The sequence below is a fragment of the Microcoleus sp. FACHB-672 genome, from assembly GCF_014695725.1.
Taxonomy (GTDB): domain Bacteria; phylum Cyanobacteriota; class Cyanobacteriia; order Cyanobacteriales; family Oscillatoriaceae; genus FACHB-68.
The window spans coordinates 201,737-216,550 of the sequence record NZ_JACJOU010000007.1 but is presented as its reverse complement, the minus strand read 5'-3'; the positions used below and the strand labels follow the sequence as shown (position 1 = coordinate 216,550).

General features: G+C 47.0%; 12 protein-coding genes and 2 pseudogenes. 6 read left to right on the top strand and 8 right to left on the bottom strand.

The annotated features are described in order from the left end of the window. The first annotated feature begins 189 nt into the window (after positions 1-189). The 3 genes and pseudogenes from H6F56_RS04570 to H6F56_RS04560 all read left to right on the top strand — a co-directional run bounded on the left by H6F56_RS04570 (position 190) and on the right by H6F56_RS04560 (position 3,151). Positions 190-984, top strand: coding sequence for a DUF2993 domain-containing protein (locus tag H6F56_RS04570; protein WP_190665661.1), 795 nt, complete (start codon positions 190-192; stop codon positions 982-984). 337 nt (positions 985-1,321) lie between these two features. Continuing rightward, a pseudogene (locus H6F56_RS27180) lies at positions 1,322-1,699 on the top strand (MotA/TolQ/ExbB proton channel family protein). Between the two features lie 648 nt (positions 1,700-2,347). Continuing rightward, a complete protein-coding gene (locus H6F56_RS04560; protein ID WP_190665660.1) occupies positions 2,348-3,151 on the top strand; it encodes a pentapeptide repeat-containing protein in 804 nt (267 codons plus the stop codon). A gap of 113 nt (positions 3,152-3,264) precedes the next feature. On the opposite strand, the gene H6F56_RS04555 is transcribed toward H6F56_RS04560, so the two are convergent. Continuing rightward, entirely contained in the window at positions 3,265-4,542 is a 1,278-nt protein-coding gene (locus tag H6F56_RS04555) for an aspartate aminotransferase family protein (RefSeq protein ID WP_190665659.1), read from the bottom strand. A 329-nt stretch (positions 4,543-4,871) separates the two neighbouring features. Here H6F56_RS04555 and H6F56_RS04550 point away from each other — a divergent pair, with 329 nt between their 5' ends. Beyond that, positions 4,872-5,942 (top strand): potassium channel family protein, encoded by a 1,071-nt coding sequence (locus tag H6F56_RS04550; protein WP_190665658.1) that lies wholly within the window; start codon positions 4,872-4,874, stop codon positions 5,940-5,942. Positions 5,943-6,039: 97 nt separating this feature from the next. On the opposite strand, the gene H6F56_RS04545 is transcribed toward H6F56_RS04550, so the two are convergent. From H6F56_RS04545 to H6F56_RS04530, 5 genes and pseudogenes are all read right to left on the bottom strand, one after another. Beyond that, positions 6,040-6,246 carry a glycogen debranching protein gene (locus tag H6F56_RS04545; RefSeq protein WP_190665657.1) on the bottom strand — a complete coding sequence of 69 codons (207 nt, stop codon included), beginning with the start codon at positions 6,244-6,246 and terminating at the stop codon, positions 6,040-6,042. A gap of 495 nt (positions 6,247-6,741) precedes the next feature. After that, the gene (locus H6F56_RS04540) at positions 6,742-7,875 is read right to left on the bottom strand and encodes a redoxin domain-containing protein (RefSeq protein WP_190665656.1); all 1,134 of its coding nucleotides are present in this window, start codon (positions 7,873-7,875) and stop codon (positions 6,742-6,744) included. A 178-nt stretch (positions 7,876-8,053) separates the two neighbouring features. Beyond that, on the bottom strand, positions 8,054-8,551 hold the full coding sequence (locus H6F56_RS26105) for a GNAT family N-acetyltransferase (RefSeq protein ID WP_242031868.1): 498 nt from the start codon (positions 8,549-8,551) through the stop codon (positions 8,054-8,056). Next, positions 8,543-9,022, bottom strand: a pseudogene (locus tag H6F56_RS26100) (GNAT family N-acetyltransferase); the annotation flags it as partial. The pseudogene H6F56_RS26100 and the gene H6F56_RS26105, both read right to left, overlap by 9 nt. Positions 9,023-9,099: 77 nt before the next feature. Next, the gene (locus H6F56_RS04530; RefSeq protein ID WP_190665832.1) at positions 9,100-10,089 is read right to left on the bottom strand and encodes an RNA polymerase sigma factor, RpoD/SigA family; all 990 of its coding nucleotides are present in this window, start codon (positions 10,087-10,089) and stop codon (positions 9,100-9,102) included. A 324-nt stretch (positions 10,090-10,413) separates the two neighbouring features. Between H6F56_RS04530 and priA the strand changes: the two genes are divergently transcribed. Then, positions 10,414-12,996 (top strand): primosomal protein N', encoded by a 2,583-nt coding sequence (gene priA, locus H6F56_RS04525; RefSeq protein WP_190665654.1) that lies wholly within the window; start codon positions 10,414-10,416, stop codon positions 12,994-12,996. An 85-nt stretch (positions 12,997-13,081) separates the two neighbouring features. On the opposite strand, the gene H6F56_RS04520 is transcribed toward priA, so the two are convergent. Both H6F56_RS04520 and H6F56_RS04515 read right to left on the bottom strand, forming a co-directional pair. Then, positions 13,082-13,264 carry a hypothetical protein gene (locus tag H6F56_RS04520; protein WP_190665653.1) on the bottom strand — a complete coding sequence of 61 codons (183 nt, stop codon included), beginning with the start codon at positions 13,262-13,264 and terminating at the stop codon, positions 13,082-13,084. A gap of 188 nt (positions 13,265-13,452) precedes the next feature. Continuing rightward, positions 13,453-13,710: a hypothetical protein gene (locus H6F56_RS04515; RefSeq protein WP_190665652.1), complete on the bottom strand. Its 258-nt coding sequence runs from the start codon at positions 13,708-13,710 to the stop codon at positions 13,453-13,455. A 359-nt stretch (positions 13,711-14,069) separates the two neighbouring features. Here H6F56_RS04515 and H6F56_RS04510 point away from each other — a divergent pair, with 359 nt between their 5' ends. After that, entirely contained in the window at positions 14,070-14,630 is a 561-nt protein-coding gene (locus H6F56_RS04510; RefSeq protein ID WP_190665651.1) for a DUF2854 domain-containing protein, read from the top strand. Positions 14,631-14,814: the final 184 nt, after the last annotated feature.

Below are 14,814 nucleotides of genomic sequence, written 5' to 3'. Positions count from 1 at the left end.
ATGTTCATACAGATAAGGTTCTAAATCTAGATGCAGCAATGATCCCAACGGCTAATTCCCGCTACCCTGACATTGAGCTTAGCCGGCCACGCCAGTTCCTAGGGCAATTTGGCGAGTTGAACAAGGGATTTGCTGAAATCTTAATACTTTGTTACAAAAGAGCAAGAACTACTGGAAACGAGAAACCTCATGTTTGGGACTCTCATTGGTCAAACAACCCCCCCTGGCACGGATTGGGGAGAGCGTATGCTCAACACCGTCGCCAGCCAATCCATTCGCCACCTGTTCAGTCAGAGTGAGTCCGTGGAGGTGGTTGTGCGCTGCCATCCCTCCAGCAAACTCTTACAAGGCAGTATTGATAGCTTCAAAATGAGCGGTCGGGGTCTGGTCATTCGCCGGGATTTTCCGGTTGAAGAAATGGTATTTGAAACAGACGCTGTTTCCATTGACTTTAGCTCTATTCTTAGCGGCCAAATTCGCCTCAAACAACCCACCCAAGCCATCGCCGACGTTATTCTCTCCGAAGACGGCATTAACCAGGCTTTTAAAGCTGAGCTAGTGAAAAAGCGGCTGCAAAACCTCGATCTGCCAGAATTAAACGAACTGAGCGGTGACGCACCCGTTTCTTTTTCCGAGGTGCAAGTGCAACTGCTGCCTGAAAACCGCCTTCGCATCTTCGCCAAGGCAGATTTAGGAGATCACGGGATCGTGCCCGTTGCCCTGACAGTAACATTAGGCATTGAGCGCCGGCGTCGGATTCTGTTTCAAAATCCCGAAATCGATCTTGATGCTGTACCGGAATCGCTGCAAGAAACCTCTAAAACCCTAGCAATTGCTTTGGGACAGATTTTGGATAATATGGTCGATCTTGATCGCTTTGATCTCGATGGCGTGACAATGCGGCTCAATCGTCTGGAAACCCAAGGCAAACAGCTAATTTTCAGCGGCTACGCTCAAATCGACCACTTCCCGCAGACTAAATAATTGCATCTAGATTTTAGATAGTCGTTTGCTAGGGTTCAGATTGCTGTTGACCCTTAGCAAACGACTTTTAATTAATCGAGATTAAAAATCTAAAATCTAAAATAAGGTGCAAAATTTGTAAAGTTAGCTCCGTGAGAAATCTGTTCGCTGCCGGCGGGATTGTTATGTTGCCACTGCTGGGATTTTCCCTCCTGGCAGTGGCACTAATTTTGGAACGAGCCTTTTTTTGGCTGCGGGTTCTGAACCGGCAAGAGTCTATCGTGCGGCAACCGCTTGCCCTCTACAAGCAAAATCCCAGGCTGTGTTGCCCCTGCTGGTACAAAATGCGGATTTGCCGATGGCACGGATTTTTCTGACAGCATTGGAACTTGATTGCCCCTCTCCAGAGGATTTCCGGTTGGCGCTGGAGAGCGCATCTCAGGATGAGTTGCCGGTGATGCGCCGGTTTAATACGGTATTTGATACGATTATTGCGATTTCGCCGTTGCTGGGTTTATTGGGAACCGTTTTAGGATGAATTCAATCTTTCAGTGCTTTACGAGTGGGTGATGTTGGGGATAGCAATAGTGTTGGCGTTACTGCCGGTATTAGCCAGGCTTTAATTTCTACGGCTGCTGGATTAATTGTTGCTATCTTTACACTTTTATTCGCTAATCTGTTTCGGAGTTTCTATCAGACGCAGGGGGCTTTGATTCAGAAGTATGGGGAAAGTTAGAGTTACTTTACCGCAGCCAGGATAAAAGCTTGTAAGTGCTTAACCAAAGAATTTTCTATAATTTTTTATACTTAAAAACCTAAATTGCTGTTGCCGGTAGCCAACGTTATGCTCATTAGCATCTAATACCCATTTCAGAAAAGAAGAGGACATAATGGTAACTTGGGGAGAGCAACCCGAATCTCAACACCGATAAAAATTTGAGTTGCCGGCCTGATGTCCTAAAGAGTGGACACTCTAGGAAGGCATGGGATCACTTGATCCCACAGCAACTTTTTATACCAAAACCATCTCAGTAACCCCTTTTTACAGCTCTGTTCATTTGACTTCTTGGCAAGAGAAATCAAAAGCACTGTTTAATGAATTCTTCCCCTCACAACTGAGGAAGCGGCAATCAGGACTTAAGCTCGCTCTCCTATGTCGGCTTGGTGAAAGCAAAATTCCTGATCTAGAGCGGATTTAGCAGTATTAAAGAGTGATTCTATTGATTTTTATTTATAGATTGGGGAACTATAGCTGATGGGTATGACCCCTCACCCCCATGAAGGTCATCAGAAACGATGACTGTACAGTTCTGGATTGAGAAACTCCAAGAGCTGAGGTAATAAGGGAGAAATAAGCCAAAAAATAGCGTATAGGTAAAAAAATATGGCCGGAAATAGTGCACACGTCAAACGGTTGCTGCAAACAAAACAATGTCAGGGGGGCGATCTGAGCGAAGCAAACTTGGCTCAATTGAATTTGAGTAGTGCTGACCTCAGCGGTGCTAAGTTAATGTTTGCCAACCTGCATGGGGCCAATCTTAATAGTACGAACTTGAGCGGTGCCGATCTCTGTTTTGCGAACCTCGTAGCAGCCGATCTGACGAATGCCGATCTTAGAGGCATCGATGGCAAAGGACTAAATTTGTTAGATGCCAAACTCCATAGTGCTAACTTTAGCGGTGCTGACTTGGGGTTTTCCACATTTGTTAACAGCAATTTGCACGAAGCCAATCTCAGTGGTGCTGACTTGGATGGTGCCAATATGATTGGAGCCAAACTCAATAGTGCCAACCTCAGCGGTACTGACTTGGGAGGTGCTAATTTAGGTCATGCTGAGCTGATAGGGGCTAATCTATCGAATGCTAACCTGAGTGACGCTCGGTTAGTGGGTGCTGACTTGAGTGATGCGAACTTAAGTGGGGCGAACTTAAGCAGCGCCAACTTGTTGAATGCGAATTTGAGTGGGGCGAATCTGAGTGGGGCGAACTTGAGTGGGGCGAACCTGGCGAACGCTCAGCTAGAGGGTGCGATAGGACTCTACATGGACACTCAAGCTGGGACTCGCCGGCATGACACTCAGAGGTCAGGCACGCCCCAGTCAAGCCCAGCTTACGTTACTTTTTCCCAGCCTGGGGTATATCGCGCAGATTCGTCAGCTTTGGGGTTGCCACATCCGGGATTGCCTTAGGGCATGGGGCATGGGGAATGGGGCATGGGGCATAGGGCTATACCAATTCTGTGTGGATAGCCCGTTGTTAGGTTAGTGTACTGTGGGCCACGAAGAGGCCGGCGGCGTCAGACTCAGGAATCAGAATTCAGGACTTGAGCGAACACTCGTTCAAGGGTTTGCAGGGCGCTGTCTACTTCCTGGGAACTGAGAATCAGTGGGGGGACAAACCGCAGAACTTTGGGACCGGCCGGCACCAGCAGCAAGCCTTCATCCATCGCCGCTTTCACAACTGCAGGAGACGTTAGCTCGATGTCTGCTTTCAGTTCCATGCCGTTAATTAAACCCCAGCCGCGCACCTCAGTAACCAGGTGAGGATATTTCGCGGCTAGCGCCTGTAAGCCGGCTCGTAATTGCTCACCCCGCGCCTCAGCGTTAGCCAGCAGGTTCTCCCGTTCTATTGTCTGGCAGACAGCGAGCGCAACGGCACAAGCGAAAGGATTGCCCCCAAAGGTACTGGCGTGATCTCCAGCTTGGAAGACATCGCAGAAGGACTTGCACAACATTGCACCAATGGGAATACCCCCGCCTAATCCCTTGGCAGAGGTAAAGATATCTGGCTCAATGCCGAGATTTTCGTAACCCCAAAGCTTGCCGGTACGTCCCATTCCGACTTGCACTTCATCTAAAATCAGCAGGATGCCCTTTTCATCGCAAATTTCCCGAATTCGCTGGAAATAAGCAACTTCTCCCGGTCGCACGCCGCCTTCTCCCTGTAAAGCTTCTAGGAGAATCGCCGCAACCCGCCGTTCGCCGCTATCGAGTTCTGCAATTACCGCCTCTAGTGCCTCAATATCGTTGTAAGGCACATACTGAAAACCGGGCATCAAGGGATCAAAGTTTTTCTGATACTTGGGTTGCCCTGTTGCCGTAATGGTTGCCAGTGTCCGTCCGTGGAAACTGGCATGAGCGGTTAATATCACCGGCTCTTTGATATTTAAAACCGTATGCGCGTACTTTCGGGCCAGTTTAATCGCCCCTTCATTCGCTTCCGCGCCGGAGTTACAGAAAAACGCCCGATCCGCACAGGAATGATCGACTAGCCATTGCGCTAGTTGACCTTGCACGGGAATGTAGTAAAGATTGGAAACATGGTGCAGCGTTTGAATCTGCTGGGTTACGGCTTCCACCATTGCTGGGTGGGCGTGTCCCAAGGTACAAGTGGCAATGCCGGCCACAAAGTCGAGATATTCGCGCCCTTGCGTGTCCCAAACCCGACAACCGGCCCCTCGTTCTAAGGCTAGGGAAAATCGGGCGTATGTGGTCATCACATAGCTGTCAAAGCTCTCTGGGCTAAATGGGCTAGACTCTGTCGCTCCAGATGTCTGCTCAATAAGAGTTTCTACGCTCACAACTGGTTCCTCTAATCCTGAATTTTCAAACAGCTGAGTTGAACTAGACTCGATTGTAGGTCAGCCCAGCTGCTATTTTGCCGGCTTTATAGAATCTGCAATTGTATTAAGCACAACAATCTGTCTGGGCCGCTATCAGGTCGCGACTTTAATAAGCTACAACTATTAAGGGCAAAAGACTTTGTATTTTGGATAGAGTTCTAGCCGATTTTGGAAATGCCAAGAAATCAAGACAAAGACAAGTGGATGAGTTTGAGCGTTTGTTTTTTAGCAGTGTTTGAAAAGTTGTCCTGATGCTGAAACTCTATAACTTAAATAATTAAAAGCTGGTGTACACGACTCTCGAACAAAAATATCGACGCATCCAAAAAGAACTGCTTGGGGGGACAATCGCCTTTGCCGGCGTTCTGCTCATCGGCACGTTATGGTACTGGCTGGTCGAAAAATGGCCTTGGCCAGATGCCGCTTACATGACCGTGATCACCTTAGCAACGGTTGGGTTTGGAGAAATTTACCCCCTCGGAGATCGCGGGCGGCTGTTTACCATCGCGTTGATTTTGATGGGGCTGATCAACATCGGCTATATTGTTAACCGATTTACAGAAGCCTTGATTCAAGGCTACTTTCAAGAAGGCATTCGATTAAGGCAAAAAAAACGCTTGATAGACTCTTTATCTGAGCATTACATCCTCTGCGGGTTCGGTCGCACGGGCCGGCAAATTGCCTATGAATTTAAGGCAGAAGGCATTGATTTTGTAACGATTGATTCGGATTCCGAACAGATTTTAGAAGCTCAACAGCTAGGTTACACAGCCTTTCAAGGCGATGCGACGTTAGATGCGACCCTGCTTAAGGTTGGCGTTGAAAAGGCTGTCTGCTTGGTGGCGGCGCTGCCTTCTGATGCGGAAAATCTTTATACCGTTCTGTCTGCAAAAACACTTAATCCTAAAGTTCGGGCGATCGCGCGCGCCAGTACAGAAGAAGCGGTTCAAAAGCTGCAACGTGGCGGTGCGGATGCGGTTGTCTCGCCCTATATCACCGGCGGCAGGCGCATGGCAGCAGCGGCGCTAAGACCCCAAGTTATGGACTTTGTGGATGGAATTATTGCCGGCGCGGATCGGGCCTTTTATTTAGAAGAGTTTTTGATTGACCCGGAAACTTGTCCTTTTGTGGGCCAATCTTTGAGAGAGGCAAAACTTCGCTCTCAGTCTGGGGCATTAGTTCTGGCCATTCGCCGCGCTGATGGTACGCTTATTGGCGGCCCAACTGCCGATACCCATTTAATAGCAGGAGATTTGCTCATCTGTATGGGGACAGCTGAGCAACTACGCGAACTCAATCAAATTCTTGGCCCGATTCGCTCGAAGGCGCTTCGCCGGCCTAAACAGTCACCGTCATGAGGGCCGCCTTAAGTGTGAGGTAAAATTGGGTGGGAATCTGCCTCAGATATTCTCCCCATCTCCCCCTATTCTCGTGTTCACTGACGCTTATCAAATCTCAGGACAGCTTTAAGGCGTTCACCGGCACCTCATCCCAAGAACTAACCGTCCGCAATCTTGCCATCCATCCGCTTGCTTTTTGGCTTTCAGTTAAATTCTGATCGAATGACTCATGGCATTCCTTGGCTTGAGACTCATTGGCACAGGCAATGCAAGCGAATAGCATACCCGAAGGATCGATTTGTTCGTTTACCCAGATAGTCATGGTAACCCCTTATTCCTCGATCATTTGCTTTCACTGCTAAGCAGTTATACTTATCTTTTAGCAGAAACTCAGAAGTTATAGCAAGGCAAACTTACTATTATTTACAATTACGGCTTAATTGCTGTGTAAATCGTTACATTTCACGCTCTAATTTTATAAAATTTATTTATTTTCTTTTAAAATAATTATTTAAACCTTGAGTTTCAAGGCTGCAAAAGCTTTGATAGGAATAAGTTTAGCCTAAATTCTACCTTGCTAAACATCAAGTAATTTAACAGAAAAATTTTATGAATTATTTTTGTGCCGCTTTCCAACGCGTATTTTATTACGAATAAATTTAAAGAGTGGCTAAAAGCAAATTATTCAGGCAATTCATGGTAAGAAATGCCTTCAATATTATACCTTACTTCTCCTGAGCTATAAAGGCAAACACCGCCTGCCTAGCAGAAGGATGGGGTGAGGTAAAATACATGAGCAAATTCTCTGTAAATGATGTTAATTCAATATAACTAAATTGTTGTAGTCGGTTAAATTTTGCTTTTCATAAGCTTCTCGCTGCTGAGCTTCCTTTTCTCCATAAAAGAAGGAAAGAAGGACAAAACGACTACCGGCTGTAACATCCGTTGCTTCGTGCATGAGTGTGCAAGAGAAAATCACAGCACTTCCCGTTTCAGGCTTATAAAGATGAGGGCCATATTCAGGAAATCTTAAATATCCTCCCTCATACTCATCCGCATTTAAATTTAGCGTCATTGCAAAGCGCCGGTGTGCGGTTCCTCCAGTCGTATTATCGCGGTGAGGTCTGAAAAAACCACCGCGACTCGCATCGTAGCAGGCTATGCGATAATCTTCACGACGCGTCACTTCAAAATTAAACGCTTTCTGAATTTCAGGGAAAATTCGCCGTTTTAAGATTCGATCTAAAATCGTTTGCCGTTCTGGTTTTTTAATAAAATGATCTCGGCGAATTTTATGATTGTAATTAAGGACTGTAATTGTTTTCTCACCTTGTCGGCGCATTGAACCTGAGTCTTCGTTGCCTTCTGCTTCCCAAATATACATTAGCTCACGGCAAAGGTTTCGCTCCAACACATTTGGAATTAACAAAACCGGCGCTTGCATAGTTAGGTGGCGAGGTTCTTCTCGCGGCATTACAGTCTTGATATCTTTCAAAATTTCTTCCATAGCCGACTTCAAATCTATCAGAGGATAAATTTTGACGACTCGCAAATTGATATCTAGGAGAAAGGCAATTCTATCGTAAGTTAAAATTGAGCTATCATTCGCATCGGCTGGATAGCAAACTCCATATTGTTGACTAACTAGGTTGTTAACGTCAAAAAGAAGTGGGTAGGGAATATTGTGTTGTTTCGCAAATTCTTGACGTGCTTGAGGCGGATTTGAGCTGATCCCAAATATTTGCACATCCAACTCTTTGAAAGTTGGCATGACATCTCTAAAAGCACAAGCGATATCCCGGCAGCCGGGAATATCGTCATTTGCATAAAATATCAGAAGGGAAGGTTTTCCCACGCCATCTCTTAAAATTACTAGGCTTTTATCTTGATTTTCTAAAGCATACAGAGGGGCGTGATCTCCAACACTTATAGTTCTTGTTGAGTCTAGCATTTTAGTGAATTAGTAAAGAAAATTTAGGTCAATTATTGTGCGTTTAAACTGTTTTTATCATAACAAAAAATAAGATTCGTAAAATTAAAAGTTTTTAGGATAATTTATTTTTTTTAAAGAAAAATGCCGAAGCTAATTTTTGAAGTTAGCGATAATTTCTCTAAAATATTTTAATACATTATGTCTGGGACGCTAAGTTAGGGAGAGAATCACCGGCAACGCGACAAATTCGCCAGTCTGGCAATACAGAAGCGCCCAAATGCTGATAAAAATTAATCGCCGGCTCGTTCCAAATCGCAACTGTCCATTCCAACCTCCCGCAATTGCGAATAACAGCTTGTTGAGCCAAATAAGTTAATATCGCTTTCCCGATACCTTTCTGCCGATATTCTGGGAAAATGAAGAGGTCTTCGATATAAATTCCCGGTTTTGTTAAAAAAGTGGAATAGTTATAAAAAAATAAAGCAAAGCCAACCACTTGATCTGCGTGTTCTGCAATAATTGCTTCAGCATAGGGCCGCAAACCGAACAGGTGTTCTGAGAGACTACCGGCATTTCCAGTGAATGTGTGCGATTGCTGATCAAACTCAGCTTTTGCTTGAATTAATTGAAATAAGACGGGGACATCTGCCGGCACAGATGAACGCAAAATTGCCGATGAGTTCCCGGCTGCCAGTTGAGTGAGAGATTCGCCACTCACCCGGCAAATCCGGCTATTTTCTCGAATTGAAGCCCCCATGCGCCGGTAAAAAGCAATTGCCGGCTCATTCCAATCTAAAACACTCCAATCCAGCCGGCCACAACCCCGCGTCATTGCTAACTGTGCGAGGTAAGACAGCAGCGCTTTGCCAATACCTTGATTGCGGTATTCTGGGAGAACAAATAAATCTTCTAAATAAATTCCTGGCTTGGTAAGAAAAGTCGAAAAATTGTGGAAAAACAAAGCAAATCCCACACATTGACCGGCATATTCTGCCAGAATGGCTTCAGCATAAGGACGCTCGCCAAACAGGTGAGCTTCCAGAGACTCAGGCGTGCCGGTGACAGCGTGAGATAACTTCTCATACTCCGCCAATGCCTGAATTAGCTGAAAAATGGCCGGCATATCAGCCGGGGTTGCCGGTCGTAACTTGAGCGCTGGGTTCATGACCAATCGTTCGCAGTTGATGGTTTAAGGTTCATGGCAGTATAACAATCAACCAGGAACCATGAACAGCAAAAATTCTATCGCAGCCAACTTTTTAAGCGTTGTGAAACATTCGGCAACCGAAGTTTCCGCATGGCTCTGGCTTGAATTTGACGCACCCGCTCACAGGATAAGTCGAACAGCCGGCTCACTTCATCTAAGGTGCGGGGTTCACCATTCATCAACCCATAACGCAAAGCAATAATCTCTTGTTCCCGCTGCGTCAGCACCTCGCCTAAAACCTCCCACACATCCTGCCGGCGCATTCTTTCACTTAGTTGCGCTTCAGGTGATGGCGTCTGAGCATCTTCAAGCACATCCATCAGTTCTGTAGACTCTTCCTGACCAATTTGGTGGTTAAGAGAGAGTGATTGCATTCGCAACTGTTGCAGTTGTTGCAACTTTTCTGGAGAGATTTCTAAAGCTTTTGTTAGTTCCGCTTCTGTAGGATTGCGATGCAGCTTTCCCTTAAGTTCGCGCATCGCGTATTTAAGTTTATTGAGCTGTTCAACAATATGAATGGGTAAACGAATTGTTCGAGAATTATTAGCGAGGGTTCGGGTAATTCCCTGACGAATCCACCAATAAGCGTAGGTAGAAAACTTATAACCCTTATCTGGATCGAACTTTTCTGCCGCTCGATTTAGTCCTAAAGCGCCTTCTTGAATCAGATCCTGAAACGGCACTCCCCGATTGAGATATCGCTTTGCCAGGGAGACAACTAATCTTAAATTCGAGCGAATCATTTTCTGTTTCGCCATGCGGCAGCGATGGAGGCGGTATTGGAGCTGAGTTTCACTTAACTCTGCCGCTGCTGCTAATTCTGCCGGCGTTGGTGCGCGATCTAATTGATTTGCTAATTTTTCCTGCAGTGCTTCGAGGGCAACTAATTCTTGAACGGCACGCGCTAGCGTCGCCTCTTCCTCCTGCGTTAGCAGTGGGTAACGACCCATTTCCTTAAAAAATGCGCCGATTGAATCATCTGTAGCCGTTTTGTAATAACCGGATGAAGGTTTAGTCGCTGTCATTTCAGCCACTTCGCTTTCCTACTACTAATGGTAATTGAGCTTAGAAGCTTCCTGCCGGCGCTGTTTTTAGCTTAATTGTTTTAAAACTTCTTTCAGTTCACCATCGGCACCGCGCCGCAAAAGCAGTTGAGTCTAGTTAATTAGGATTCCCCTTGTAATGATAACATACGCATCATTTAGGGTTTGTTGGTGCATGGGGAATCGAGCATGGGGCATGGGACTCGGAAGTAGAGACCTGGGGAACGGTAAAGTAAAGAGGGTCTAGCTTAGGGTTTAGTTTTCTGTGCGCCATGCACTGCCCACTTCACACTTCACTTTTGCGCTATGTATAAATGTGATTTTGATGTCATCACCGGCATCGTCGCGGAACCTGGAGAATCTTATCGAGCCGGCACAGCGCAACAGCAGTGGATAGAAGTTTTAGTAGATTGTCCCGGTGCCCAAGGACTTTTTACTTACCGGCTGCCGGCAGGCTTAGAAATCCAACCCGGAGATATCTTAACCGTTCCCTTTGGCTCGCAAAGCCTTGGCGCGATTGCTGTTCGACTCGTTGAGCACCTACCGGCTGATTTAGCCCCCGATAAAGTTCGAGAAGTCGAGGATGTCGTCAGCACCGGCTTCTTCCCTGTCACCTACTGGCAACTCCTCGAACAAGTCGCAAATTACTACTACACTCCCCTCATTCAAGTCATTCGCGCCGCGCTGCCTCCCGGCTTGTTAGGGCGAGCGCAGCGCCGCATTCGCCTCAGCCGAACACAATTACCTAATCCATCGACTGCTGAAGCCTTCCTCTCTCCAGTTGCCCGTCAGATTCTAGAATTACTGCAAGCCTCAAAAACCGGCGATTACACATGGCAGTATATCCAGCGCCAAATCAGAGGGGCGAACCGAGGGCTACGGGAATTATTGAAACGGAGTTGGGTAGAAAGCTACTTAGAACCTCCCACCCAGGCGAAACCCAAGCAACAGCAAGCTGTAACTCTGGTAACAGAAGCTTTTCCCACCGATCTCACCGCAAGGCAACGGGAAGTTTTAGAAGTGCTGAGGCGTCGCGGCGGCGAACTCTGGCTAACTGAATTGCTACAAACGTGCAGTACCAGTTCATCCACTATCAAGAAGCTAGAGGAAAAAGGCTGCGTAGTGATTCAACTGCGCGAAGTGTTGCGAATCCCCGTTGAGCCGGCGCAACCAGCAGACCAACCCAAAGAATTGACAGTTCATCAAAGATGTGCATTAGAAGCAATTGCCGGTCTTAATGGTTTTGCTCAAGTCCTATTGCATGGCGTCACCGGCTCAGGCAAAACAGAAGTTTACCTGCAAGCAATCGCGCCGGTTCTGCAACGCGGTGAATCTGCCCTCGTGCTTGTCCCAGAAATTGGCCTCACGCCCCAGCTCACCGACCGATTCCGGGCGCGATTTGGCCAAAAAGTTTGTGTTTATCACAGCGCCCTCTCGGATGGAGAGAGATACGACACCTGGCGGCAAATGCTCACCGGCAGCCCCCAAGTTGTTATAGGCACTCGTTCTGCCATTTTTGCGCCGTTGCCCCAAGTTGGCTTAATTGTATTAGATGAAGAGTACGATTCCAGCTTTAAACAAGATCAGCCGGCTCCCACCTACCACGCTCGAACCGTTGCCCAATGGCGAGCAGAACTCACCAACTGCCCCTTAATATTAGGTTCTGCCACGCCTGCTTTAGAGACTTGGGTAAAGGTAAGAGGGAAAGAGGGGGCAAATGCCCAATTCCCCATGCCCAATGCCCATACCTTTAGGTTGGCGCAGCCTTGCCCAATTCCCAATTCCCCATGCCCCACCCACTATTTATCTTTACCAGAGCGTGTCCACTCGCGCCCAATGCCGCCGGTAGAAGTGGTGGATATGCGCCTAGAATTGCGTGCCGGCAATCGTTCAATTTTTAGCCGGTCGCTTCAAGACGCTTTGAGCCGGCTTCAAGCAACAGGTGAGCAAGGCATCCTATTCATTCACCGGCGAGGACACAGTACCTTTGTTTCTTGCCGCAGTTGCGGGTATGTCATTGAGTGCCCAAACTGCGACGTGTCTCTGTCTTATCACTACACCCATGAAGGTGCGACAGAAGTGCTGCGCTGTCATTACTGCAACTATGGACAACTGCACCCGGATCGCTGTCCAGAATGCAGTTCACCTTACCTAAAAAACTTTGGCAGTGGCACCCAGCGCGTTGAGGAAGAATTAGGCAAGCAGTTTCCCCAATTGCGGGTGATCCGGTTTGATAGCGATACTACGCGCACGAAGGGCGCGCACCGAAATCTATTAACCCGATTTGCCAACCGGGAAGCCGATCTTTTAGTGGGGACGCAAATGCTCACAAAGGGCTTGGATCTGCCGCAGGTGACGCTGGTGGGGGTTGTGGCGGCTGATGGGTTGCTGAATTTGGCGGATTTTCGGGCAGCGGAAAGGGCTGTTCAAACGCTAATGCAAGTGGCCGGTCGTGCCGGCAGGGGGGATGATCCGGGTCGAGTGATTATTCAAACCTACACGCCCGAAAATCCGGCAATCACAGCGGTGCGCCGGCACGATTATGAGCAATTTATCGAGGCGGAATTGGAACAGCGGGCAGCCCTAAATTTCCCACCCTACGGGCGTTTGATTTTACTGCGATTAAGTGGTGCAGATGAGGCGGAAGTTGAGGCAACGGCTGAGCGTTTGGTATCCGTGTTGCAACCGGCATCCGAAGTTCCTATTTTTGAAATTTTAGGGCCGGCACCGGCACCGATCACGCGTGTGGCGAACCGCTATCGATGGCATATTTTGCTAAAGTTTCCCCTTGATATGCCGTTTGATCTGCCGGCTTTCGAGAGTTTACGCGCCCTTTGTCCAGGGTCGGTTAGTTTAACAATTGATGTTGACCCGTTAAATTTAGGGTAATTTCATCTCAAATGAATTTCTGAGGAAAGCCTAACAAAAAATGAGAGGACAAGTTTTCTCACCTCTCACTTTTTGCTTCTCACTTTTACCCGATTTGAGCGTCAGGGAAAGTGCGCTTGAATTCGTCAATTAAATCATCCATTTCTTCAAGCGCCTGGTTAACATCGATTCGCAGGGTTCCCAGGTCTGGTTTTTCTAGAAGTCGCAGCAGCACTTCCCGCTGGCTCTCAATTTTTGCCATCCGCTCTTGCAATGTTTGTCGATCCATGATAGATTTCCTTGTTATGCTTTTCGCTTAATCGAGCGTTTTTAGAGTCAGAGCGCACCGGCATTGCTTCCCAAACGCCTAGGCTGAGGGAAATTTACCCACAGGCATTTAGAAAACGTGCTCTCGTGTTCTTAACTAGAAGAAATTATTTTAGCAACAGTTGAGTAGTCGTGAATTTCCGTGGGTGCTTAACGCATGAAAGGAGGGCGTTTGCTATCTGCCGGCTTATTCTTGATCATTTCAGCTAGAAAGCGTTTGAGGGCTTTTTCACGATTTTTCATAAAAGCTGCCCAGAACCCCGGTTGAAACTCATCCATCGTTTTTGCGAGTGCCCATACATCCACCGCCAAGATGTTGTACAGCATTTCGTCTTCTCGCTTCAGAGATTTGAGTTCATCGATTAAGGCACTTTTTCCAGAGGCTTCGCCATTTTGGTCTTTAATCATGTCAAATACTCAGTTAAACAGCAATTATAGAAGCCGGCGATAGAGCGAGTTTATCTCAGATCTACCTTGATAATACTGGTTGTCTCTGTGGCTGTCCTTAGGTTTTTCTACAAAATCAAAATCCGTGATATTGCTGAGTCCGTTCCCTTTGTGATATATAAATGCCAGTAAAAACACGTCAAGCCGGCATTATTTCGTGGACTAGGGTGAACCCTCGCAGACACAAAACCTTCGATTTCGTTACAGATACCAATCACAGAGACCGCTGATTTAATGTTCAATCTACTCGCGCATCTTTCATGCCCCCAAAAGGCGACAATAATGGCTGAAGTAATTGTAAATTAAACCATCAGACAGATATGTTACGTCAAACGTCCTTGGGAAGCTTGGGTTTATGGATTGGCGGTCTCCTCACCATTGTTGGTTTCGCTGCCTATTTTTCTGACAATCCCACATTAAATTTAGCCGGCTTTTTTTATGGAATTCCCCTCCTGTTGGGAGGCTTAGCGCTGAAAGCCTCAGAACTCAAGCCAGTTCCTTTCACTGAGACAACTGCGGCAAACGTCGTGACACTGCGGGAGAATCTTGCCACCGAAATTCAAAATCAGATTCGCAAAGACGTGACTCGATATCGTTACGGTCAACAAGCCCATCTTGATGATGCGCTTGCACGTTTAGGACTTAGCGCCACAGATGAGGAACGTCCTCTGCTGCAGGGATTAAAGGAAGCCGAGGTTGCCGGTAGCTACGCTTTAATTTTAGAATTTGACTCGCCGTTCGTTTCCTTAGAAACTTGGCAGCAAAAAAAGGAGAAAATTGAGAAATTTTTTGGCCCTGGCGTGCGAGTGGAATTCACCCAGCCATCCGCCAAATATATTGACCTCGCTTTGATTACCACTCCCAAGGAAAAAGCGATCTAGATCCTCAAAGGTGAGAAGCATTGATTAACATTTGTGAGAAAGCAAGGTGAAAATTTTAAGGTTTCACGCTTGTACTGTCTTCTCGCATCAAGGCAATTCTCCAGCCTAAAGAGCGAAGCATGAGCGGATAAATATTGGCTTGATGCCATAGATTTTAGGCGCTCATGCTGTGCCCCTATAAGGA

What these genes read in the sequence shown, in the direction of transcription:
- H6F56_RS04570 (WP_190665661.1), top strand. Translation starts at nt 190, where the DNA reads ATGTTTGGGACTCTCATTGGTCAAACAACCCCCCCTGGCACGGATTGG.
- H6F56_RS04515 (WP_190665652.1), bottom strand. Translation starts at nt 13,710, where the DNA reads ATGATTAAAGACCAAAATGGCGAAGCCTCTGGAAAAAGTGCCTTAATC.
- H6F56_RS04520 (WP_190665653.1), bottom strand. Translation starts at nt 13,264, where the DNA reads ATGGATCGACAAACATTGCAAGAGCGGATGGCAAAAATTGAGAGCCAG.
- H6F56_RS04540 (WP_190665656.1), bottom strand. Translation starts at nt 7,875, where the DNA reads ATGCTAGACTCAACAAGAACTATAAGTGTTGGAGATCACGCCCCTCTG.
- H6F56_RS04530 (WP_190665832.1), bottom strand. Translation starts at nt 10,089, where the DNA reads ATGACAGCGACTAAACCTTCATCCGGTTATTACAAAACGGCTACAGAT.
- H6F56_RS04510 (WP_190665651.1), top strand. Translation starts at nt 14,070, where the DNA reads ATGTTACGTCAAACGTCCTTGGGAAGCTTGGGTTTATGGATTGGCGGT.
- priA (WP_190665654.1), top strand. Translation starts at nt 10,414, where the DNA reads ATGTATAAATGTGATTTTGATGTCATCACCGGCATCGTCGCGGAACCT.
- H6F56_RS04560 (WP_190665660.1), top strand. Translation starts at nt 2,348, where the DNA reads ATGGCCGGAAATAGTGCACACGTCAAACGGTTGCTGCAAACAAAACAA.
- H6F56_RS04545 (WP_190665657.1), bottom strand. Translation starts at nt 6,246, where the DNA reads ATGACTATCTGGGTAAACGAACAAATCGATCCTTCGGGTATGCTATTC.